The organism is Nakamurella lactea DSM 19367 (assembly GCF_000426645.1).
In the GTDB taxonomy this organism is placed as follows: Bacteria; Actinomycetota; Actinomycetes; order Mycobacteriales; family Nakamurellaceae; genus Nakamurella; species Nakamurella lactea.
Genome location: NZ_AUFT01000011.1, coordinates 213,344 through 234,720, shown reverse-complemented (window position 1 = coordinate 234,720; position 21,377 = coordinate 213,344). Strand labels below are relative to the sequence as shown.

The 21,377-nt window shown below is 69.0% G+C and carries 21 protein-coding genes and 1 riboswitch; of the genes, 8 read left to right on the top strand and 13 right to left on the bottom strand.

The window, feature by feature from the left end:
• Positions 1-43 precede the first annotated feature (43 nt).
• The 4 genes from K340_RS0113060 to K340_RS0113045 all read right to left on the bottom strand — a co-directional run bounded on the left by K340_RS0113060 (position 44) and on the right by K340_RS0113045 (position 4,711).
• Positions 44-1,165 (bottom strand): glycosyltransferase family 4 protein, encoded by a 1,122-nt coding sequence (locus tag K340_RS0113060; RefSeq protein WP_029137044.1) that lies wholly within the window; start codon positions 1,163-1,165, stop codon positions 44-46.
• A 42-nt stretch (positions 1,166-1,207) separates the two neighbouring features.
• The gene (locus tag K340_RS35885; protein ID WP_051266132.1) at positions 1,208-2,470 is read right to left on the bottom strand and encodes a C40 family peptidase; all 1,263 of its coding nucleotides are present in this window, start codon (positions 2,468-2,470) and stop codon (positions 1,208-1,210) included.
• A 104-nt stretch (positions 2,471-2,574) separates the two neighbouring features.
• A riboswitch (cyclic di-AMP (ydaO/yuaA leader) is annotated at positions 2,575-2,733 on the bottom strand.
• Between the two features lie 185 nt (positions 2,734-2,918).
• Positions 2,919-3,068: a hypothetical protein gene (locus tag K340_RS0113050; protein ID WP_245599548.1), complete on the bottom strand. Its 150-nt coding sequence runs from the start codon at positions 3,066-3,068 to the stop codon at positions 2,919-2,921.
• 221 nt (positions 3,069-3,289) lie between these two features.
• Positions 3,290-4,711: an NYN domain-containing protein gene (locus K340_RS0113045; protein ID WP_029137042.1), complete on the bottom strand. Its 1,422-nt coding sequence runs from the start codon at positions 4,709-4,711 to the stop codon at positions 3,290-3,292.
• A 108-nt stretch (positions 4,712-4,819) separates the two neighbouring features.
• Here K340_RS0113045 and K340_RS29795 point away from each other — a divergent pair, with 108 nt between their 5' ends.
• Positions 4,820-6,559 carry a DEDD exonuclease domain-containing protein gene (locus K340_RS29795; RefSeq protein WP_051266129.1) on the top strand — a complete coding sequence of 580 codons (1,740 nt, stop codon included), beginning with the start codon at positions 4,820-4,822 and terminating at the stop codon, positions 6,557-6,559.
• Here K340_RS29795 and K340_RS29790 read toward each other — a convergent pair.
• Complete coding sequence (locus tag K340_RS29790) at positions 6,544-7,224, bottom strand: HIT family protein (protein ID WP_051266125.1); 681 nt, start codon at positions 7,222-7,224, stop codon at positions 6,544-6,546. The two genes, K340_RS29795 and K340_RS29790, sit on opposite strands and share 16 nt — an antisense overlap.
• A 265-nt stretch (positions 7,225-7,489) precedes the next feature.
• Between K340_RS29790 and K340_RS0113030 the strand changes: the two genes are divergently transcribed.
• Positions 7,490-7,771 carry an Lrp/AsnC family transcriptional regulator gene (locus K340_RS0113030; RefSeq protein ID WP_029137041.1) on the top strand — a complete coding sequence of 94 codons (282 nt, stop codon included), beginning with the start codon at positions 7,490-7,492 and terminating at the stop codon, positions 7,769-7,771.
• Positions 7,772-7,801: 30 nt separating this feature from the next.
• Here the strand turns inward: K340_RS0113030 and trpD are convergent, their stop codons facing one another.
• Positions 7,802-8,854, bottom strand: coding sequence for an anthranilate phosphoribosyltransferase (gene trpD / locus K340_RS0113025; RefSeq protein ID WP_029137040.1), 1,053 nt, complete (start codon positions 8,852-8,854; stop codon positions 7,802-7,804).
• A gap of 13 nt (positions 8,855-8,867) precedes the next feature.
• Entirely contained in the window at positions 8,868-9,275 is a 408-nt protein-coding gene (locus K340_RS0113020) for a response regulator transcription factor (RefSeq protein WP_029137039.1), read from the bottom strand.
• Between the two features lie 401 nt (positions 9,276-9,676).
• Between K340_RS0113020 and ctaE the strand changes: the two genes are divergently transcribed.
• Genes ctaE through qcrB form a run of 4 tightly spaced genes read left to right on the top strand, consistent with a single transcriptional unit; the run spans position 9,677 to position 13,858 of the window.
• A complete protein-coding gene (ctaE, locus tag K340_RS0113015; protein WP_211229422.1) occupies positions 9,677-10,225 on the top strand; it encodes an aa3-type cytochrome oxidase subunit III in 549 nt (182 codons plus the stop codon).
• Positions 10,226-10,263: 38 nt separating this feature from the next.
• Positions 10,264-11,076 carry a cytochrome bc1 complex diheme cytochrome c subunit gene (gene qcrC / locus K340_RS0113010; RefSeq protein WP_029137037.1) on the top strand — a complete coding sequence of 271 codons (813 nt, stop codon included), beginning with the start codon at positions 10,264-10,266 and terminating at the stop codon, positions 11,074-11,076.
• Entirely contained in the window at positions 11,073-12,182 is a 1,110-nt protein-coding gene (gene qcrA, locus K340_RS0113005; protein ID WP_029137036.1) for a cytochrome bc1 complex Rieske iron-sulfur subunit, read from the top strand. The genes qcrC and qcrA overlap by 4 nt, the downstream gene beginning before the upstream one ends.
• A complete protein-coding gene (gene qcrB, locus K340_RS0113000) occupies positions 12,182-13,858 on the top strand; it encodes a cytochrome bc1 complex cytochrome b subunit (RefSeq protein WP_029137035.1) in 1,677 nt (558 codons plus the stop codon). Before qcrA ends, qcrB begins: the two co-directional genes overlap by 1 nt.
• 148 nt (positions 13,859-14,006) lie before the next feature.
• Here the strand turns inward: qcrB and K340_RS0112990 are convergent, their stop codons facing one another.
• The 3 genes from K340_RS0112990 to ctaC form a co-directional block, all read right to left on the bottom strand.
• Positions 14,007-14,405: a VOC family protein gene (locus tag K340_RS0112990; protein ID WP_211229411.1), complete on the bottom strand. Its 399-nt coding sequence runs from the start codon at positions 14,403-14,405 to the stop codon at positions 14,007-14,009.
• A 25-nt stretch (positions 14,406-14,430) separates the two neighbouring features.
• Positions 14,431-14,829: a cytochrome c oxidase subunit 4 gene (locus K340_RS0112985; protein ID WP_029137033.1), complete on the bottom strand. Its 399-nt coding sequence runs from the start codon at positions 14,827-14,829 to the stop codon at positions 14,431-14,433.
• A 65-nt stretch (positions 14,830-14,894) separates the two neighbouring features.
• Complete coding sequence (gene ctaC, locus K340_RS0112980) at positions 14,895-15,884, bottom strand: aa3-type cytochrome oxidase subunit II (protein WP_029137032.1); 990 nt, start codon at positions 15,882-15,884, stop codon at positions 14,895-14,897.
• 280 nt (positions 15,885-16,164) lie between these two features.
• Here ctaC and asnB point away from each other — a divergent pair, with 280 nt between their 5' ends.
• Positions 16,165-18,075: an asparagine synthase (glutamine-hydrolyzing) gene (gene asnB, locus K340_RS0112975; RefSeq protein ID WP_029137031.1), complete on the top strand. Its 1,911-nt coding sequence runs from the start codon at positions 16,165-16,167 to the stop codon at positions 18,073-18,075.
• A 115-nt stretch (positions 18,076-18,190) separates the two neighbouring features.
• Here the strand turns inward: asnB and K340_RS29785 are convergent, their stop codons facing one another.
• The 3 genes from K340_RS29785 to K340_RS0112960 form a co-directional block, all read right to left on the bottom strand.
• Complete coding sequence (locus tag K340_RS29785; RefSeq protein ID WP_051266122.1) at positions 18,191-19,207, bottom strand: hypothetical protein; 1,017 nt, start codon at positions 19,205-19,207, stop codon at positions 18,191-18,193.
• Positions 19,208-19,365: 158 nt separating this feature from the next.
• Entirely contained in the window at positions 19,366-20,343 is a 978-nt protein-coding gene (locus K340_RS0112965; RefSeq protein ID WP_029137030.1) for a carbohydrate kinase family protein, read from the bottom strand.
• 209 nt (positions 20,344-20,552) lie between these two features.
• On the bottom strand, positions 20,553-20,936 hold the full coding sequence (locus K340_RS0112960) for a HesB/IscA family protein (protein ID WP_029137029.1): 384 nt from the start codon (positions 20,934-20,936) through the stop codon (positions 20,553-20,555).
• A 194-nt stretch (positions 20,937-21,130) separates the two neighbouring features.
• Here K340_RS0112960 and K340_RS37680 point away from each other — a divergent pair.
• A partial coding sequence (locus tag K340_RS37680) for a DUF3043 domain-containing protein (protein ID WP_211229410.1) occupies positions 21,131-21,377 on the top strand: 247 nt, incomplete at its 3' end.

The window sequence follows — 21,377 nt, the reverse complement described above, 5'->3', positions numbered from 1 at the left end:
GTGTGCCGGTCCGGTTCCGGTGCCGACCGAGCTGACGGGATCGTCAGCCGAGCAGTTCGACCAGCCGATCTGCCGAGCTCCGCCAGGTCCAGTCCCGTTGCACCCAGCGTCGTCCGGCGGCGCCCCAGGATGCGGCGGTGACGGGATCCGTCAGCAGGTCGATCGCCGCGCCGGCGATCGCCGCCGGGTCCCGACCGGGCACCACCACCCCGGTGTGGCCGTCCAGCACCGCCTCAGGGGCGCCGCCGGAATCACCGGCGATCACCGGCAGGCCGGCGGCGGACGCCTCCAGGAACACGATGCCCAGCCCCTCGACGTCCAACCCACCGCCCCTGGTCCGGCAGGGCATGGCGAACACGTCGCCGGCGACGAAGTGGGCAGGTAGTTCGGCGAAGGGCACCGCGCCGGTGAAGATCACCGCGCCGGCCACTCCGTGCCGCTGGGCCAGCCGGGTCAGCCGGGGGCGGTCCGGCCCGCTGCCGACGATCAGCAACCGGGCGGACGGCACGGCCGCCAGTACGGTCGGCAGGGCGGCGATCAGCTGATCCTGCCCCTTGCGGGCCACCAGCCTGGACACACAGACGATGACCGCCGCACCGTCGAGACCGTGACGTCGGCGGATCAGCGCCCGCGCTGCAGGGTCGGGCGCGAACATCCGGCTGTCGACGCCCGGCGGTAGGTACTCCAGCGCCGCGCCCGGCCCCAGTGCCGCGGCGAACCGGCGGCGGGCATAGCGGCTGACGAAGGTCACCACATCGGTGTGATCGCCGATCCGGCGCAGCGCCTGCCGCGCGCCGGGCAGCATGGACCAGCCGACCTCGTGCCCGTGGGTCGAGGCGATGATGCGCTGCGCACCGTGCCGTCGCAGATGCGGCGACAGCAATGCCAGCGGCGCGGCGGCACCGAACCAGACGCCGGTCAGGCGATGCTCGGCGATCAGCGCGGCCGCCCGCCGGGCGACGGCCGGAGTGGGCAGCATCAGTGACGTCGGATGCCGGACAACGGTGAACTGCTGCGCGGCGTCGAAGGCGGCGGCGCCGTCCCAGGCAGGTGCATAGACCACCAGGTCGTCGGCGGGCAGGTTGTCGACGATCTGGTGCAGATACGACTGAATACCCCCGGCCCGCGGCGGAAAGTCGTTGGTGACGAGCAGTGTCCGCCGCATGGTCCGTGGGTATTCAGCTGATGTGAGCGAGCGTGGGCCGGATCAGCCGACGCGGTGACCGGTCGGGTTGTGGTTGTTGTAGTACATCGACATCACCATGACCGGCTTCGACGAGGTCGAGGCGTTGACGATCTGGCCGTTGCCGATGTACATGGCGACGTGGTGCACCGGCGAGTAGTAGGTGATCAGGTCGCCGGGGCGCAGCTGATCCAGCGGCACATAGGTCAACCCGGCCTGTCCGGACGACGTCCGCGGGATGGACACACCGGCCTGTGCCCAGGCCCAGGAGGTGAGACCGGAGCAGTCGAAGGCACTGGGGCCGGCGGCGCCGAAGACGTACGGCGCTCCGACCTTGGACAGTGCGGCAGCAACCGCGGTCGCCGCTGCTCCGCTGGCGGCCGGTGCCGGAGCCGGGGCCGCCGGCGCCGAATCCGAAGCGGCGCCTGCGCTGCCCTGATCGGTGGTGCCCGGAGTGGTGGCGCGATTCCGATCCGCCCGAGCCGTATCGGCCTGGGTCTGCGCGGCCTGCGCCTCGGCGGCCTGCTGCTGTTCGCGCAGCGCCGCCTCCCGCTCCTGCTCGGTGAGCTGGTTGTACAGCTTCTTCATCGCCGCGGCCTTGGCGTTCAGGTTCGCCTGCTGCTTGGTGACGTCCTGCGCGGCCCGGTGGGCCGACGCCTCGGCGGCATCCTTGCTCGCCTTGGCCTTCTTCGCCGCGGTGACAGCGGCAGCGGCCTTGTTCGCGGCCGCGGTGGCCGCGGTGGCGGTGGCGGTGGCCTTCGTGGTCGCCTGCTTGGCCCGGGCGTTCGCGGCTGCCAGATTGGTGATGTTCTGGCTGCTGTCCTGGGCGACGACGTCGAGCATCGACGCCTGATCCAGGAAGTCCTCGGCCGAACTGGACGTGAACAACGCGGACATCGAACCGAAGTGGGCGCCGCGGAAGCTCGCGTCAGCGAACTGGTCGACCTTGCTCTGGAAGTCGGCCACCTGCCTGGCGGCCTGTTGCTGCGCGGACTTGGCGTCGGCAGCGGCCTTCTCGGCGCTGGTCACCTCCGCCTGCGCCGCGTCCGCCTCGGCCTGCCTCGCGGTCAGCGACTTGGCGGCGGCGGACGAGGCCGCTTTCGCGGCCTTCTCCGCCTCAGCGGCGACGAGAACCTTCTCGTTCAACGCGTCGGCGTCTTCGGAGGCCTGCAGCCAGGCCTTCTTGGCGTCGGCCGAGTTGTCCGGGGTCGTCGGCTCGGCGACGTACGGCTTCGGGGTCGCCGGCGCGGCGGACGGGGTTGCCGCGGCGCCGGGGGCGGTGAACATGCCAACCACGAGAGTGGCAGCGACCAGGCCGGTGACGGCTCTGGCAGAACGGGAGCGGACGACAGTGAGTAGTCCGCGGTGATGAATCGCCAAGACCGGCGTTCCCTTTCTTCCTCTGCCGCCTACCGAGTTAGCTGACGGGTTCGGGCAAGGAAGTGCCCTACCCCGCGACGAGCGCATGCTCGCGCGCAGGGATTCACCCCAGGTAACTGTGGGTCCCCGGCTCGGCCCACCCCGACGGGCCGATTCGGCGGTGACCTCCCGAACGCCGTGGTGTGGCGCTTCGTGCTGAAGGTCTCGGTCAGGTTACGAGACGGACACGGTCGAGTCCAGCCCGGGCCGGATACCCGCGCGTGTCACGCACTCGTCAGGGGCACGACAGACGGACACAGAGTGACGCAGCTCACGTCTTCGGTGGCCCTGCGCACCACTCCGCGCGACCGCGCGGTCAGCCGGTGCGCCGTTTCAGCTGCCCGTCGGTCACGGACAGTAACAAGGGCCGTACCAGACCGGAGTCGGCCAGCACCCCGAGGGCGGCGCGCTCCGTCTCGTCCCACTCGACCCCGTCCGGTGTGCCGCCCAGCAGCATGGTGACCACGCAACCGGAACATGCGGCGCCCCGGACGGTGCAGGTTTCGCAATCCACGTGCACTGTTGCCTCCTCGCGTTCGATGGATGATGCGAACGAGGCGAACGGTAGGGACCGGCACCGACAGTGCCGTCGAGACCGACCGGCAGCGGGCCCGCCAGGCCGGCGGCGAGAACGGCCGAGTGCAGGGCGAGCACGGCGAGAACCCGGCCGGGACACCCGCCACCGGATCAGCCGGGGTGCCCCAGCAGCGCGAGCAGAACGTCCGAGCCGGCCGTCCTGGCCCCCGAGCGACCGACGTCGGTCGCCACGGCTCGATCGGAGGTGGCGACCGCCACCAGCCGGCCGACGGGTTCGGCGGCCACCAGCCGGCGGATCACGTCGTCGGCGATCACTCCCGGCGGCGAGAACAGCACCCGAATCTTGCGCCCCTGCGGCGCCGTCACCGACACGGCCGCGCCGTCGAACACCACGGTGATCTCGGCCGAGGTGCGGGCGCGCAAGGTCGACAGCGACCGGATCAGCCGTTCGCGTTGGTCGGCCAACGTCAGCTCCGGGTAGCCCGTCTTGGTCACGTTGTAACCGTCGACGATCAGGTGCGCCCCAGGCACCGACAGCAGGTCGGCGAGCCGGTTCGGATCGGCGACCCGGACCGGGCTCACCGGAGCCCTGGACACCTGTCTGGCGACCAGATCGGCCGGCAACTCACCGCCGCTGGCCAGTTCCCACTCACGCCGCAGGCCGGCAGCGGCTGCCCCGATCGACGTCAGCAGCAGGTCGATCCTCCGATCGCGCGCGCCGACCTCGCGGTCACCCGAATCGCGGTGTGCCGCAAGGGTTGTCCGTATCCGGTCGGACTCGGCGACGGCCGCCGCCGCCCTGGCCTGCGCCTCGTCCCGCGATCGCTGGGCCGCGGCCAGTCGCTCGTTGAGCTCGCCGAGCTGCTCGTCGGCCCGTTGTTGGGCCTGCTCGGCGATCAGTTCCGCCTGCCGGACCCTGGTGCCCTGCTCCCGCAGCCTGGCCCGGAGCCGGTCGGCCTCGGAAGAACCGGCGACGTCGGCCGCCCGCCGGGCCTGCTCGGCCCGTTCTTCGGCACTGGTCTCCAGCGTCCGGGTGAGCCGGTCGACCTCCCGTTCCAGCTCGCGGATCCGGCGCCGGGCCGCAATCAGCTCGGACGAGTCGGCGATCCGGCCGAGCGCATCCGCCGGAATCGGCGTGCCGAGCAGGTACGCCAGCGTGACGGCGCCGACATCGTCGGTGTCGTTGGGACCCGGGGCGCCCGTTCCCGCGCCGCCCGGTTCGGCGCCGCCCGGTGCGGCGCCATCGGGTTCGCCGCCATCAGCGGCGGTGCCGTCAACAGCGGTGCCGTCAACAGCGGTGCCGTCAGCGGCGCCGTCAGTTGTGTGGTGGCGGCCCGACGGGACGGGCAGCGCGGCGCGGGCGGTGTGGGCGACCAGAGCCCGGAAGGCGGCGTCGGACTCGACCGCCCTGGCCAACGGCAGCGCGCCGCGCCGCGCCCGTTTGCCCGGTGCGAACCTGGCAACCGCGGCCAGCGTCGGTGGGATCTGGCCCGGGGCCGCCGCGCCGAGAGCCGCGGCGGCCAGGGTGATCACCCTGGTCCGCACCGGTTCCGGAAGCTCGTCGAGCCGCATGCAGTCATTGTCTCCCGCCGGCCGTCAGCCAATTTCCGCCGGTAGGACGACCGCCGGTGACGGCGCGGCGCGCCGCGCCTGTCGGTGGCCGCATCTACGGTCCGCATCATGACCCAGGCCTGCTTCGACGAACTCGCCGATCCGCTCCGCGAGATCACCTTCGTCGTGGTCGATCTGGAGACCACCGGAGGCTCCAGCAGCGCCGACTCGATCACCGAGATCGGAGCGGTCAAGGTGCGCGGGGGCGAGGTGCTGGGCGAATTCGCCACCCTGGTCGATCCCGGTCGGCCGATACCGCCGCAGATCACCATCCTCACCGGGATCAGCGATACGACAGTGATCGGTGCACCCCGGATCGAGACGGTCCTGCCCAGCTTTCTCGAGTTCTCCCGCAACTGCGTGCTGGTTGCGCACAATGCCGGGTTCGACATCGGATTCCTGCGCGAGGCCTGCCGACGGCAGCAACTGCCGTGGCCCAACCCGCGGGTGGTCGACACGGTCCGGTTGGCCCGCAGTGTGTTGACCAGGGACGAGGCCCCGAGCGTCCGGCTCGGCCTGCTGGCTCCGCTGCTCGGCTCGACCGTGCAGCCCGACCATCGCGCGCTCACCGACGCCAGGGCGACCGTCGACGTGCTGCATGCGCTGTTCGAACGACTGGGCAATCTCGGCGTCCAGAGCCTGGACGAGCTGCAGGCCGCCGCCCGCCGGGTGTCGCCCGAACGACGACGCAAACGCGGCCTGGCCCAACACCTTCCGGCCGCCCCCGGGGTGTATCTGTTCCGCGGGCGAGGCGATGAGGTGTTGTACGTGGGCACCTCCAAGAACCTGCGGCAGCGGGTCCGCTCCTACTTCGGCGCCTCCGAGCAACGCCGCAAGATCCGGCAGATGGTCAAGATCGCCGAACGCGTCGACCACGTGGTGTGCGCCCACAGCCTGGAGGCCCAGGTCCGCGAACAGCGGCTGATCGCCGCCCATCAGCCCCGGTACAACCGGCGGTCGAAGGCGCCGTTCCGGCTGTGGTGGGTGGTGCTCACCGACGAGGCGTTCCCCCGGCTGTCGGTGGTCGGGTCGCAGTCGTCGGCGATCCGCCGGCCGGGCGCGTGCCTGGGCCCGTTCACCTCCCGCAGCACCGCGGAGATCGCCGTTGACGCCATTCAGGCGACCGTCCGGATCCGCCGGTGCAGCGCGAAGATCCGGCGCACCTCACCGAACGGCACTCCGTGCGCGCTGGCCGAGCTGGGCCGTTGCGGCGCACCGTGTTCCGGCGCCGAGTCGATCGACGAGTACGCGACGCACGTCCGGCGGATCGTCGAGCTGGTGGCCGGCAGTTCGGACGAACTGCTGGCACAGCTGCGCGGCCGGATCACCGATCTCGGCGCCGGCGGCCGGTTCGACGAGGCTGCGGTTGCCCGTGACCGGCTGGCGGTGCTGGCCGAGGCGGTGGACCGCTGCCAGCGGCTGACGGCGCTGACCACCATCGCGGAGCTGGTGGCGGCCCGCCCGGACGGCTCCGGCGGCTGGGAGCTGAGCGTCGTGCGGCACGGCCGGTTGGCCGCCGCCGGACACGCCCGTCGCGGGGTGAACCCGATGCGGGTGGTCGAGCTGCTGCTGGCCTCCGCCGAGACCGTGGTGCCAACACCCGGCCCGCTGCCGGCGGCGTCCGCCGAGGAGTCCTCGACCATCCTGAACTGGCTGGATCGGCCCGGCACCAGGCTGGTGCAGCTCAGTTCGCCATGGGCCTGCCCGGCGCGCGCCGCCGGTCGCTGGCACGCTTTCACCTCGGCGGCGGCGGTGGCCCGCGGACAATTGCGGGACGCCGAGATCGGCCGGCGCTATGCGGTGGGTTGACCTGGAGCCGGCGGGTCGGCTGCGGGCCGGTCGGCAGCGGACCTGCTGCGCTGCACCAGCTCTCCCCCGGCCAGCTGCAGCAGCCGGGCGGCGACCAACTCGCTGTCCGCGCGTGCTGTCACCGGATCGCCGGCAGGCAACAGGTCGTCCCAGTGCGACAGAAAGGTGCCGCGCAGCTGGAGCTGCCCGGTCGGCCGGGCATACAGCCACCAGTGCAGGTGCTCGGTGCCGTCACCCCAGCGGGCAACCTGGATCCTCGGCACATCGAGAACCGCACAGGCCGCCTGCTCGATCGCCACCAGCAGCTCGCCCTGCCTGGCTGCCTCGACCGGTGTGAGGTCGGCCAGATCGGCGTGACGCCTGGGCATCAGGAACACCTTGAACGGCAACGAGCTCGGCTCGAACGGCATGCCGAGCATCCACGTTTCGTCCCGCCAGATCAGGTAGTCACCGTCCGGGTCCTGGCTGCTGGCGCACTGCATACAGTCCGCGCCGCCGACACCGCTGCGCTGTGGCTCCTCGTCGACCGGCGGGTCGAGCGGCTTCGGCGTCAGCGTCCCGGTCCACGGCCAGCTGCGCCATTGGGTGAGATCGGCGTGGCGGTAACCGTTCGCCCCGATCGCGGCGCTGACCCTGGCGTACCACCGTTGCGGCGTCTCCGGCATGACCGGAACGGTAACGAATCGCTGCGGCGATGGTCAGCCGGAGTCGTCCCGACCCGCGGAGACCAGGTTCCGTCAGCCCGGGTCCCGTCAGACCGGGTCCCGTCAGACCGGGTCCCGTCAGACCGGGTCCCGTCAGCCCAGGTCCGGTCAGCCCAGGTCCCGTCAGCCCAGGGCCGGTCAGCCCAGATCGCTGGTCGGCCCGTGCCTGATGACCATGGGCCGGGTCGACCGGCCGGTGCGGGACCGAGCGGGATACGCTCTGCAGATGGTGACCGCCATCGTGCTGATCTCTGTCGATGCCGACAGCATTCCCGAAACCGCCCAGGCCATCGCCGATCTGCAGAGCGTGGAGAGCGTCTACTCCTGCGCCGGCGACGTCGACCTGATCGCGGTGGTCCGTGCCGCCGATCACGAGAGCATCGCCGACATCATCCCGAATCACGTGTCGAAGGTCCCTGGCGTCATCAACACCGTCACCCACATCGCGTTCCGGGAGTACTCGCAACGGGACAACGACGACGCGTTCTCGATCGGCATGGATTCCTGACCCTGCCGGACGACCGGTCCCGGGTCACCGCTAGCTCTTGGCGGCGGCCAGTTCGGTCGACCTGACGGCCCAGTTCTCGATCAACTGCGCCACCGCCCCCGAATCGATGGCGTCCGCCGCCCGGCGTTGCGCCGCCGCGATCCGGTCCTCCAGATCGCCGCTGTGGCTCAAGCCGTCGAAGGCCGCCAGCCCGGCCGCGGCATTCAGCAGCACCGCGTCACGCACCGCCCCGGTGCGGCCACCGAACAGATCCCTGGCGACGCCGACGTTCACCGACACCTCGCCGCCCACCAGGTCGGCCGGGGTCGATGCCGCGATGCCGAGCCGTGCCGGGTCCAGGGTGCTGCGGCTCACCGCCCCATCCGTCACCACCCAGACGGTGGAGGTGGTGGTCGTGGTCAGCTCGTCCAACCCGTCGTCGCCGCGGAACAGCAGCACGTCGGCGCCGCGGCGGGCGAAGACCTCGGCCATCACCGGGGCCATGGTCGCCGCGCCGCAGCCGATCGCACCGGCAGCCGGCTGCGCCGGGTTGGTGAGCGGTCCGAGGAAGTTGAACACCGTGGGAATGCCGATCTCGCGCCGCGGGCCGGCGGTGGCCCGGAACGAGGGGTGGAACACCGGCGCGAAACAGAATCCGATGCCGAGCTCGTCCAGGGTGGTGCCCACCTCGTCGGGCCCGAGGGTGATCGCCACCCCGAGACCCTCCAACAGGTCGGCCGAGCCGCATTTGCTGGAAGCGGCCCGGTTGCCGTGCTTGACCACCGGTGCCCCGGCGGCGGCCATCACCACGGAGGCCATGCTGGAGATGTTGACCGTGTTCGCCCGGTCGCCCCCGGTGCCGACGATGTCGACCGACCGCCGCGACGTCGGCACCCGGACGGCGTGCGAGAGCATCGAGGCGACCAGGCCCTCGACCTCGGCCGCCGTTTCGCCCTTCGCCCGCAGGGCCACCGCGAAGGCGGCGATCTGCGCCGGGGTCGCCTCCCCGGACATCACCCGGTCCATCACCCAGGCGGTGGTATCGGCCGTCAGATCGACACCGTCGAGCAGTCGGCTCAGTACCTCGGGCCACGTCCTGTCCACGAAGGTCCGCCCGTCACTCGGTCGAGGTGACCAGGGCCGACCGCCGGCGCAGCACGGCCGCGACCGTATCGGCGGTCGTCACCGGGTCCAGCGGCGTGACCAGCACCTCGTCGGCCTTTGCCCAGGTCGCCAGCCACCGGTCGGCGGCTCGGCCGACCACCAGCACCACCGGCGGGATGTCGTCGGACTCCTGGTGGATCTGCCGGCTGATCCCGATGCCGCCGGTCGGTTGTGCCTCACCGTCGAGCACCACCACCGAGGGGATGTGCGAATCGATGGCAAACAGCACGTCCGCCACGCCATCGCACTCCAGGAAGTCGATCCGACCGACATCCGGCGCCGGGCGACGACCGATCGCGGCCATGATGTCGGCGCGGACCTCGGCCCGGTTGCTGTAGACCAGAACCACGGGGTTGCCCATCGATTGCCGTCCTTAACCAGTGCGGTCGTTCGCCAGTGCGGTCGGTACTCGGGTCGATCGTAGTGGGCGGCATCCGGGCGGCTTCCGCAGTGGTCCCCTGACCTCGCCAGGACGCCGGAGGAAGCCGCCCGAACGGCGGCCACCGGGAGCCACACACCCCACGTTCGGGCGACTTCGAGCTGGCTGACGACGCCCGAACTACGACTTCCGGGCACCCCCGAACAGCGCGTTGCGCTACAAATTGTCGAAGATCTTCGAACGCGCGGGTACCCGCGGGCGCAATCCAGGCCGGGACAGTCCATAATCCTCGTGTGACGACTGTGACCAGACCCGCCGGCAACCCCCCTCCGGGCTCCCCGGGCGCCTTCAGTTCCAGGATCCACACGCTGAACCGACCGAACATGGTGAGTGTCGGCGTCATCGTCTGGCTGGCCAGCGAGTTGATGTTCTTCGCCGGCCTGTTCGCGATCTACTTCACCGCCAGGGCCACGGCTGACCCGGCGCTGGGTTGGCCGACCGAACCGACCGAACTGAACGTGCCGTACGCCTTGGTCTTCACCATCATCCTGGTGGCCTCGTCGTTCACCTGCCAGTTCGGTGTCTGGGCGGCGGAGCGCGGTGACGTCATCGGGCTGCGGCGCTGGTACCTGCTGACCCTGGTGATGGGCGCGATCTTCGTCGGCGGCCAGGCGAACGAGTACGTGCACCTGGTGCACGAGGGCACGACGTTCTCCTCGTCCGCCTATGGCACGGTCTTCTTCCTGACCACCGGCTTCCACGGCCTGCACGTGATCGGCGGGCTGATCGCCTTCGTCATCCTGCTGATGCGGACCCGGCTCTCCAAGTTCACCCCCGCCCAGGCGACCAGCGCGATCGTCGTCTCCTACTACTGGCACTTCGTCGACGTGGTCTGGATCGCCCTGTTCGCGACGATCTACATCATCCGATGACGCAACCCTCAACTCCCCGGCCCCGAAAGGTGACGAGAATGCGCACCCCCGACGAAGCGCCACGCAGGCGCATCACCCGCGGGAGCAAGTCCTTCCGCAGGCTGTCCGGTGGGCTGGCGCTGTTGCTGGCGCTGATCACCGTCGGCTTCGCCTACGCGGCGCTGTCCCCCACCCCGCAGACCGCGCAGGCCGCCGCCGTCGATCCGGAGATGATCGCCGCCGGCAAGAACCTGTACATGAACTCCTGCATCACCTGCCACGGTGCGAATCTGCAGGGCGTGCAGGACCACGGGCCGTCACTGATCGGGGTCGGCGAGGCCGCCGCCTACTTCCAGCTCTCGACCGGCCGGATGCCGGCCGCCGAGAACGCCGCGCAGATGCCCCGCAAGCCCGCCTTCTTCACCCCGGAGGAGATCGACCAGCTCGGCGCCTTCATCCAGGCCAACGGCGGCGGACCACAGGTCCCCGAGGGGCAGCTGCGCGATGACGCCGAGGTGGCCAAGGGCGGCGAGCTGTACCGGTTGAACTGCGCCTCCTGCCACAACTTCACCGGTGCGGGCGGAGCGCTGTCGCAGGGCAAGTACGCGCCGGCACTGAGCGAGGCCACCAACTCCGAGATCTATGCCGCCATGCTGACCGGACCGGAGAACATGCCGAAGTTCTCCGACGGACAACTGACCCCGGACGAGAAGAAGGCCATCATCTCGTTCGTCCAGATGAACAAGGAGACCATCGATCCCGGCGGCCTGCCGCTGGGCGGGTTCGGGCCGGCGCCGGAGGGCCTGATCGCCTTCCTGGTCGGTATGGTCGCGATCGTCGGCGTCACGCTCTGGATGGGGTCCAAGGCATGAGTGGGGATTCGAACGTGGAGGTGCCCTCCGACGAGGTACTCGCCTCGATGGGCCGGGAGGAATTGGCCCGACTCGGTGCCAAGCTCGACGGTGTCGAGCTGGTCGAGTACGGCGAGCGGTACGAACCCGGTTCGCCGGCCGACAAGCATGCCGAGCGGGCCGTCTCCCGCTGGTTCGTGCTGTCCGCGCTGTTCGGACTGGCGATGATCGGGATCTTCATCTGGTGGCCGGCGGGCTATCAGCCGCCGGGCTCGGACAAGCAGTTGATGTACGCGCTGTACACGCCATTGCTCGGCGTCACCCTCGGTGGTGCGATCGCCTGCCTCGGCGTCGGCGTCATCGCGCTGGCCAAGAAGCTCGCCCCGCACGAGGTCGCTGTCCAGCAGCGGCACATCGGCATGTCCGCCGAGGTGGACCGCCGCACCCTGGGCGCCGAGGTGTTCGATGTGGTCGACAAGACCAACATCAAGCGCCGCGGCATGCTCAAGGGGACCCTCGGACTGGCCGGTGGCGTCATCGGGCTGGTCGCGATCGTCCCGGTGCTCGGCGGGTTCATCAAGAATCCATGGGCGAAGGGCGCGAAGTCCGACCTGTGGGTCACCGGTTGGGCGCCGGTTGCCGGCAAGAAGGTCCGGATGGCCCAGATCGACGGCACCCCGGTCCGGCCCGAGGACATGGCGGCCGGCGCGATCATGACGGTCTTCCCCGGCGTCCCCGGCGGTGCCAAGATGTCCGACTCCGCCGTCATGCTGATCCGGCTGCGGTCGGACGAGAAGGTCAAGATCCGCGACGGCCAGCAGGGCTGGGAGTTCGGCGACTACTACGCCTATTCCAAGATCTGCACCCATGTCGGTTGCCCGACCTCGCTGTTCGAGGCGCAGACGGGCCGCATCCTGTGCCCCTGCCACCAATCACAGTTCGACGTCAACGACGGCTGCAAACCGGTCTTCGGCCCGGCTACCCGGCCGCTGCCGCAGCTGCCGATCGCGCTGGACGAAGAGGGTTACTTCATCGCCGTCAGCGACTTCCACGAAGCCGTCGGACCCGGGTTCTGGGAGAACGGCAAACACCCGGCCTGGAAAGCGTCACCGAAGGAGAGCTCCTGATGAGCCGGCTCACCACGGCCACCGCCAAGCCCGGCGGCAGCATGGCCAGCAAGGCGCTGGACGGTGCCGACCTCCGGTACCACAACGCACGGCCGCTGCGCACCCAGCTGAACAAGGTCTTCCCGACGCACTGGTCGTTCATGCTCGGCGAGGCCGCCCTCTACTCATTCCTGGTGCTGTTGCTGTCCGGCATCTACCTGACGCTGTTCTTCGATGCGTCGATGGGTGAGACGGTCTATCAGGGGGTGTTCGACAAGCTCCGTGGCGTTCCGATGTCGCGGGCCTTCGCGTCCACCCTTGACATCTCGTTCGAGGTCCGCGGCGGTCTGCTGATCCGGCAGATCCACCACTGGGCGGCGCTGCTGTTCCTGGCCTCGATGATGCTGCACATGATGCGGGTGTTCTTCACCGGCGCGTTCCGCAAGCCGCGCGAAGCCAACTGGATCCTCGGTGTGCTGCTGCTGGTGCTCGGGATGGCCGAAGGCTTCATGGGCTACTCGCTGCCGGACGACCTGCTCTCCGGGACCGGGCTCCGGGCGGTGTCCGCGTTCATCCTGTCGATCCCGGTGATCGGTACCTGGGCCCATTGGGCCGTATTCGGCGGGGATTACCCGGGTGAATTGATCATCGGCCGGTTCTACTCGTTGCACATCCTGCTGATCCCCGGGCTGATCCTGGCGGTGATCGGGTTGCACGTTGCCCTGGTCTGGTTCCAGAAGCACACCCAGTTCCCCGGCAAGCGGGAGACCGAGGAGAACGTCGTCGGGGTCCGGGTGCTGCCGACCTTCGCCGCCAAGGGCGGCGGCTTCTTCGCGGTGGTGTTCGGCTTCATCGCGATCATGGCCGGCGTCTTCCAGATCAACCCGGTGTGGAACCTGGGGCCGTACAACTCTGCCCAGGTGTCCGCGGGCGTCCAACCGGACTTCTACATGGGCTTCCTGGACGGCATGGTACGGGTCTGGCCGGCCTGGGAGCCGCGAAACATCTTCGGGCACTACATGATCCCCGCGGTGTTCTTCCCGGCCATCGTCGGCGCCACGGTGCTGATGATCCTGGTCGGGGCCTACCCGTGGATCGAGAAGAAGTTCACCAAGGACAACGCGATGCACAACCTGCTGCAGCGCCCCCGGGACGTCCCGGTGCGAACCGCGTTGGGTGTCGCCTTCCTGACCTTCTATGTGCTGAACCTGATCAACGGTGCCAACGACATCTTCGCCCTGAAACTGGACATCTCGTTGAACGTGATGACCTGGATCGGCCGGATCGGGTCGTTCGTCTTCCCGCTGATCGCCTACGTCGTCACCTACCGCTTGTGTCTCGGCCTGCAACATTCCGACCGGGCGGTGCTGGAGCACGGGATCGAGACCGGCATCATCAAGCGGCTGCCCAATGGCGCGTTCATCGAGGTCCACCAGCCGTTGGGCGGCGTCGACGAGCACGGCCACCCGATCCCGCTGGAGTACCAGGGCGCACCGGTGCCGAAGCGGATGAACCAGCTCGGCTACGCCGGCAAAGCCGTCGTCGGGGTGATCAAGGCCAGGGACGACACCGGGCTGATCCACCACGAAGCGCTGGACGCGGCCGAGGAGACCGGCAACGGCGGCACGAACGGCAACGGCGGTACCAGCGGCGCACTGCGGCCGCGGGACGAGGCCGGTACCCACTCGGGTCACTGACCCGATACGCATCGTCAAAGGCCCGGCACCCGTTGTGGTGCCGGGCCTTCGACTTGCCGGTCAGGTCTCCACGGCCGCCGGCACCCCAGCGCAACTGTCCACCTTGGCCGCTGCCACGCAGAATCCGGCCCGATCCAGCAGCGGCCGATCAGTCGTCCGGGTCGTCATCCAGCCACAGGCAGAACGGATGCCCGGCCGGGTCGAACAGCACCCGGACGTCGTCCTGCGGTTGATGGGCCGACAGCCTGGCGCCGAGCGCCACCGCATCCTCCACCGCCGCCTCGAGGTCGTTCACCTGGAGATCGAGGTGCAGCTGCATCTGCTGGTCCGCTTCGGCAGCGGGCCAGGTCGGCGGCCGGTACGAAACGTTGGTCTGGAACGAGAGATAGCCGCGGCCGTCGGGCGGCTGGATCGTCACCCAGTCCGGCTCATCGGTGCGCAGGCGCCAGCCGAGCAGCTCCAGGTAGAACCGGGACAGCGCCTTGGCGTCAGTGGAGTCCAGCACCACACTCCACAGGGAGGTGCCGGTACGTCCCCTGATCGTCACCGAAGAGCCTCGGGTCGGCCGTCAGTCAGTGAGCGGGTGGGCGGTGGTACTCGAACATCAGCCCGCAGACGGCCATGATCAGCAGACCGGCGCCGATGATCATCAGCCAGATCAGCAGGAAAGCGGTGGCGACCGCGAACAGGGCGGCGGTCGCTGCGATGGTGATCGGCCAGTACGAGCCGGGCGAGAAGAAGCCCAGTTCCCCTGCGCCCTCGGCGATCTCGGCGTTCCGGTCCTCCGGACGCGGGCCCTCGAGCCGCCGTCCGGTGAACCAGATGAAGGTGCCGATGATCAGCGTCAGGCCGCCGGAGAGGGTCAACGCAACGATGCCGACCCATTCGTCGGAGGCGAAAATGGCGTAGATCACCGCAGCGATGAAGAAGAACGCCGTCAGCCCCAGGAACATGCCGCCTTCGACGCCCATGCCCCTGCCGGGCTTGCCGGTCTGCTCGTCGTCGTCGGTGTGGTGAATCGTCTGATCTTGTGACATCAGCTTCCGCCGTTCGGGTTCTCCGACGCGGCCTTGGCCTGCCGGTCCGTATTGAACGGGTACGTGGTGGTCGCGTGCGGGGCGCACAACTCGCCGCAGGACGGAATGTCCTTGCCGACCTGGGTGAGCGCCTCGGACAGGCTGTACGGAGCGCCGGTCGCCGCGTTCTCCGTCGTCCGCAGCTTCAGATAGGCCTGGTAGACGTTGTCCGGGACCGCCCGCACCTCGAAGTTCATCTGCGAGTGGTACGTGCCGCACAGCTCCGCGCAGCGGCCGACGACAGCGCCCTCACGGTCGATGTTCACCTGGAAGACGTTCTCCGTCTGGTTCGCCTCGGGATCCGGGAACACGTCCCGCTTGAAGACGAAGTCGGGCACCCAGAACGAGTGGATCACGTCCCGCGACTGCAGATGGAACTCGACCGTCTTGTGCACCGGCACCACCAGCACCGGCACCTCGTCGGCGCGGCCGATGGTGTGCACCTCGGTCGGGTTGTACCAGTCGGCGTCCGGGGCGTCCGGGTTGGCGATCGCGCCGGGCACCGTTGTCCCCCGGTAGCCGAAGTCCCAGTTCCACTTGAAGGCGGTCACATCGACCACCACATCGGGGTTGGGATCGTTGGCCAGCACCTTGTTCTCCACCGTCACGGTGAAGTAGAACAGCACCGAGATCAGCACGAACGGGATGGCTGTACAGACCAACTCGAAAGGCAGGTTCTCCTTGGTCTGCTTGGGGTACAACGGATCCCCGGCACGCTTGCGGTACCGCAGGAACACCCAGAACATGGCGCCCCAGACGATGACGCCGACCACCAGCGATGCGATGAAGGCGGCGGACCAGAAGTACTGCATGTGGCGGCCCTGTTCGGTCACCGGGGACGGCCAGCCGAAGCGGGGCAGGTCTGCCATCGAACAGCCGCTCAACGCCATGCCGGCGCCAACCAGCCCGACCGTCAGCAGAATCCGACGACCCGCGGACGTACCAGCCACGTTTCCGCCTTCCTCGCCGGGTTGTCGTCCGGCAAAGCTCCCCGGGCGCACAACCACGCCCACCGACCCGCTGAGCGTACTTCACCGGCCGCCTCCTCGGCCGACCGGGCGGCCCGGCGTGCCACGGTGGATTCAGCTGCCCGGCCGTGTCGGGAATACTGCAACGGATGCCTCGTCGGCGGCCCGTGGGTGCAACGGCGCGGCGTTCGGTACCACGACAGTGCAGGACAGGCGTTCCCCACCTGGGAGAACGGGTCCGGACAGGAACGGTGATGCTCGCGTGTGCGGACTGATGGGGTTCATCTCCACCCGAGGGACGGCAGCCGACCGGGTCGACGACGTGGCCGCCGGAATGCCGGCCTGTCGGCATCGCGGACCCGACGAGCCGGGCACCTGGCACGACTCGCACGTGGTGTTCGGATTCAACCGGCTGTCCATCATCGATATCGAGCATTCCCACCAACCGCTGCGCTGGGGTCCGCCCGAGGCCCCCGACCGCTATGCCATGGTGTTCAACGGTGAGATCTACAACTACCTCGAGTTGCGGGCCGAGCTGAGCAAGGACTTCGGTGCCGAGTTCGCCACCGAGGGCGACGGCGAAGCCATCGTCGCCGGGTTCCACTACCGCGGCGCCGACTGGGTCGGCAAGCTCCGCGGGATGTTCGCGTTCCTGATCTGGGACACGGTTGACGAGGTGCTGTTCGGCGCCAGAGACCCGTTCGGCATCAAGCCGCTGTACACGGCCACCACCGACGACGGCATCGGCTTCGCCTCGGAGGCCAAGAGCCTGCGCTCGCTGACCGGCACCGCGGCGGTCGACCCGACGGCCCTGCAGCACTACCTGGTGCTGCAGTACGTACCTGAGCCGGAATCGATGGACGCCGGCGTGCGCCGGATCGAGTCCGGGACGCACTTCACCGTGTCGGACGGCCGGTTGCGCACGGAACGCTACTTCCGACCGAAATTCGCCGGTGTCCCGGTCACCTCCGACGGCGATCGGCGGGATCTGTACCAGCGGATCGCCGAGGTACTCGACGATTCCGTCGCCAAGCACATGCGGGCCGACGTGACCGTCGGTTCGTTCCTTTCCGGCGGCATCGACTCGACGGCGATCGCCGCACTGGCCAAGCGCTACAACCCGAAGCTGCTCACCTTCACCACCGGCTTCGAGCGCGAGGGCTACTCGGAGATCGACGTCGCCGCCGAATCGGCCGCCGCGATCGGTGTCGAACACATCGTCCGGCCGGTCACCGAACAGGAGTTCACCGATGCGGTGCCGCTGATCGTCTGGTATCTGGACGATCCGGTGGCCGATCCCGCGCTCGTCCCGCTGTACTTCGTGGCGAACGAGGCCCGCAAGCACGTCAAGGTGGTGCTGTCCGGGGAGGGCGCCGACGAGCTGTTCGGCGGCTACAACATCTACCGCGAGCCGTCCAGCCTGCGCCGGATCACCGGACTGCCGACGGGCCTGCGCAAGGGTCTGGCGGCGGTCGGGAAGGCGCTGCCGCAAGGGTTCCGCGGCAAGGACCTGCTGCGCCGCGGATCGCTGGATCTGGAGCAGCGCTATTACGGCAACGCGCGGATCTTCCGCGAGGAGCAGCTCACCGGGCTGCTGCACAGCTACTCCCCCGGCGTCTCGTTCCGGGACATCACCGACCCGGTGTACGCCGATTCGGTTGGCACCGACCCGGTGTCCCGGATGCAGCACGTCGACCTGTTCACCTGGCTGCGCGGCGACATCCTGGTGAAGGCCGACAAGATGACGATGGCGAACTCGCTCGAGCTGCGGGTGCCATTCCTGGACAAGGACGTGTTCGACGTCGCCAGGACCGTCCCGGAGTCGGAGAAGGTGACTCCGAAGACGACCAAGTTGGCGTTGCGCAAGGCGATGGAGCTGATCGTGCCGCCGCACGTGCTGAACCGGCGCAAGTTGGGATTCCCGGTGCCGATCCGGCATTTCCTGCGCGGCGACTCGTACGCGTGGGCCCGCGACATCATCCTGGCGGCCCAGACCGACGAGTACCTGGACGCCACCGAGGCGCTGCGGTTGTTGGACGCGCACCGGGCCGGCGAGGCGGACTACTCGCGGCAGGTCTGGACGGTGCTGGTGTTCATGCTGTGGCACGGCATCTTCGTCACCGGAGCGATCACTCCCGAGGTGCCGCTGCCGACCTACCCGGTCCGCCTCTGATCTGCCGTAGCGGGGTTGTCCCGTCAGCCGTAGCGGGGTTGTCCCGTCAGCCGTAGCGGGGTTGTCCCGTCAGCCGTAGCGGGGTTGTCCCGTCAGCCGTAGCGCGGTTGTCCCGTCAGCCGTAGCGCGGTTGTCCCACCGAGTCGGACCATCCGGCCAACGAACGCCAGCGCAGGAACGGCAACCGTGCCGGACCCGGTTCCCAGGACCGGAATCCCGCCCGTCTGAAACCGGCGGAGAACCTGCCCAGGAGTGCACCCGGATCCTCAAGGTCGGCCGCTCCCCAGCGAACCACCTGCCGCCCGGTGGCCAGGATCCGTCGTTCCCGCACCCGCTGACGTTCCAAAACATCCGCCGCGGTCTCGCCCGGACGCAGGAGCTGCGTGTACTTGATCTCGCCGTCGCTCTCTCCGACGGTGCGGAATTCGTCGAAATCGAAGTCGACCCTGGCCACCTCGATCCCCGCATCGTTCCGAATCGACACCTGGAGCTCTGGCACAGGCAGCCCGAGCGCGGCCAGACACACCCTGGACAACGACTCCAGCACGCTCTCCGACCGCTTGTCGGCGAACTCGATCACCCGGTGGGCCTGGCCGGCCGACTTTCGTGCTCGTGCCAGGTCGAGGACAGCCATCAATTCATCCGATGTCAGCCCGGCGTGCAGCGCCGCATCAGCGACCACCAAAGCCTGGGTGAACGGACAGAATCTGGCCAGGTCCAGGACGGTCCGGGCCCTCGTCGTCACCCTGATTCCGTCTACGACGGTGATTTCCTCGTCCGTCAGTTGCGCTCGGTGGGGACGAATCGAACGGGTGCTTGCCACGCCAGCCGAACCGGGCCTGGTCAGGTGCACCCGGTCGGTGTCGACGCCCCAGATCGGGAGACCGTGCAAGACCGCAGCCGAAACATGGCTGACGACGGCGGAATCGGCCGCACCCCTCAGCTCGGCGATCGCTGCGGTGACCTGCTCGCGATGACGACCTTCGGCGTACTCGTGCCTGTCGGTGGAGTACCAACCGGGCCGCACAGGATTCAGGTCCGCGGTCCGCACGATGTTGTAGAAGGCTCGCTTCGACGAACCCTCGACAGTCGCCCGGGCGCGCGAGATCAGATGTGGAGGTATCTCGGGCATGGTGCCAGCGCACCCGACGGGGTGACCGAAAGCCAGGCCGGCCGCGCGGCTGTGGACAACTGGCGGGACAACCCCGCTACGCCACCCAGCGGGACAACCCCGCTACGCCACCCAGCGGGACAACCCCGCTACGCGTCCGGCGGGACAACCCCGCTACGTCACCAGGCGAGGGCGGCGGCGATCTCCTCGGCGGCCTCGGCGCCGTAGGCACCGGTCAGCCGCTCACGGGCCTCGGTGACGACGAACTCGTGCTCCTGGGTGCCATGCGTCTCCAGCACCAGGGTGGCCAGCAGCGAGCCCACCTGGGCCGCCCTGGCCAACGGCAGTCCCCTTGACCGGCCGGCCAGGAAGCCGGACCGGAACGCGTCGCCGACCCCGGTCGGGTCGATCTTGCCGTGCTCGGGGACGACGGTCATCGTCACGGTGCCCTCGTCGGCCGAGACGATCTCGACGCCCTTGGCCCCGTGCGTGGTGACCCGGTAGTGCACCTTCTGCAGGATCTGTTCGTCCGTCAGCGACGTCTTGCTCTTCAGCAGGCCGAGTTCGTAGTCGTTGGTGAACAGGTACTCGGCCCCCTCGATCAGCTGCAGCACCTGCTCGCCCTGCATGAAGGCAAGTTGCTGGGACGGGTCAGCGGCGAAGGTGTAGCCGTTGTCACGGCACTCCTGGGAGTGACGGATCATCCCCTGCGGGTCGCCCGCCCCGATCATCACCATTTCGGTGCCGCCGACTGACTCGATGATCGGCCGTAGCTCGATCTCTGCCGATCTGGCCATCGCGCCCGAATAGAACGAGCCGATCTGGTTCATCTCGTCGTCGGTGGTGCAGACGAAACGCGCGGTCTGCACGTCGTCGCAGCGTAGGACGTGATCGCAGTTCACCCCGTGGTCGGTGAGCCACTGGGCGTAGTCGTCGAAATCGGCGCCGACCGCATCCACCAGCACCGGGCGCAGGCCCAGTTCACCCATTCCGAAGGCGATGTTGCCGGCCACCCCACCGCGGTGCACCACCAGATTGTCGACCAGGAAACTCAGCGAGACCCGTTCCAACTGGTCCGGTAGCAGGGAGTCGGTGAACTTTCCCGGGAAATGCATCAGGTGATCGGTCGCGATGGACCCGGTGACGATGATCGGCACGAAGGCGCTCCGTAGCTGGATCGGGCGTGGACTGCTCTGGTATCCGGCCGGGCAGAGAGCAGCCGAACGGCACGAACCCTACCGGCATCCGGTGGGAAAACGACGCACCGCCCGGCGGCCGAGGCCGACGGGCGGTGCGGAAACCGACACGGTGCGCCGAGCGACTCTGTTGCGAGCGTCCGACGTCGAACAGGATTCGGGGTGAAGGATCAGTGGAAGCTGTCGCCGCAGGCGCAGGAGTTGCCCGCGTTCGGGTTGTCGATGGTGAAGCCCTGCTTCTCGATGGTGTCGACAAAGTCGATCACCGCGCCGTCCAGATAGGGCTTGCTCATCCGGTCGACGGCCAGGCCCACCCCGTCGAACTCGACCAGCGCGTCGCCGTCGAGGCTGCGGTCGTCGAAGAACAGCTCGTAACGCAGGCCCGAGCAGCCGCCCGGCTGCACCGCGATTCGCAGCACCATGCCTGGGGTGCCGTCCCGATCCAGCAAGGTCTTGGCCTTTTCGGCGGCCGAGGCACTCAGGGTCACGCCGTGGGCGGCCTTCGTTGCGGTATCGGCGGCGGTATCGGCAGCCGTGGCTTCTGCACTGGTCATGGTCAAGGTCCCCTGTTCGGAGTTCGGTGTTGCCGGCACTGCGTGGGTCGGGCGATGGTCGTCGCTCACTCGATGATGCCACCTTCGATGGCCTTACTGGCATCAACCTTCGTCACACCCCGGATTGTTCCCGGCGGCGGGGGGTCACCCGACGGCGGTCCCGTGACCCCCCGCGCCTCGTTTACCCTGGGTGGGTGAGTCTCCTGCGTCGCACCGCCAAGGTATCCCTGGAAAAGTCGGACCAAAGCGCCGAATCGGGCCAGGTTGCCGGCGATCCGGTCGACGCTGCGAAGCCGGTCGGCAAGGGTCGGCCGACACCGAAACGCCGGGAGGCGGAGAAGGTTCGCCGTGGTCCGGTCGCTCCTCCGCCGCGGACCCAGCGCGAGGCCGTCAAGCGGTCCAAGGAGACCGGCAAGGCGCTCACCAAGGACGAGCGGCGGG

Excerpts from the sequence above, each read along its gene's own strand:
- K340_RS0113060 (WP_029137044.1), bottom strand. The coding sequence starts at position 1,165 with ATGCGGCGGACACTGCTCGTCACCAACGACTTTCCGCCGCGGGCCGGG.
- K340_RS35885 (WP_051266132.1), bottom strand. The coding sequence starts at position 2,470 with ATGTTCACCGCCCCCGGCGCCGCGGCAACCCCGTCCGCCGCGCCGGCG.
- K340_RS0113045 (WP_029137042.1), bottom strand. The coding sequence starts at position 4,711 with ATGCGGCTCGACGAGCTTCCGGAACCGGTGCGGACCAGGGTGATCACC.
- K340_RS29795 (WP_051266129.1), top strand. The coding sequence starts at position 4,820 with ATGACCCAGGCCTGCTTCGACGAACTCGCCGATCCGCTCCGCGAGATC.
- K340_RS29790 (WP_051266125.1), bottom strand. The coding sequence starts at position 7,224 with ATGCCGGAGACGCCGCAACGGTGGTACGCCAGGGTCAGCGCCGCGATC.
- K340_RS0113030 (WP_029137041.1), top strand. The coding sequence starts at position 7,490 with ATGGTGACCGCCATCGTGCTGATCTCTGTCGATGCCGACAGCATTCCC.
- K340_RS0113020 (WP_029137039.1), bottom strand. The coding sequence starts at position 9,275 with ATGGGCAACCCCGTGGTTCTGGTCTACAGCAACCGGGCCGAGGTCCGC.
- ctaE (WP_211229422.1), top strand. The coding sequence starts at position 9,677 with ATGGTGAGTGTCGGCGTCATCGTCTGGCTGGCCAGCGAGTTGATGTTC.
- qcrC (WP_029137037.1), top strand. The coding sequence starts at position 10,264 with ATGCGCACCCCCGACGAAGCGCCACGCAGGCGCATCACCCGCGGGAGC.
- qcrA (WP_029137036.1), top strand. The coding sequence starts at position 11,073 with ATGAGTGGGGATTCGAACGTGGAGGTGCCCTCCGACGAGGTACTCGCC.
- qcrB (WP_029137035.1), top strand. The coding sequence starts at position 12,182 with ATGAGCCGGCTCACCACGGCCACCGCCAAGCCCGGCGGCAGCATGGCC.
- K340_RS0112985 (WP_029137033.1), bottom strand. The coding sequence starts at position 14,829 with ATGGGCGTCGAAGGCGGCATGTTCCTGGGGCTGACGGCGTTCTTCTTC.
- K340_RS29785 (WP_051266122.1), bottom strand. The coding sequence starts at position 19,207 with ATGCCCGAGATACCTCCACATCTGATCTCGCGCGCCCGGGCGACTGTC.
- K340_RS0112960 (WP_029137029.1), bottom strand. The coding sequence starts at position 20,936 with ATGACCAGTGCAGAAGCCACGGCTGCCGATACCGCCGCCGATACCGCA.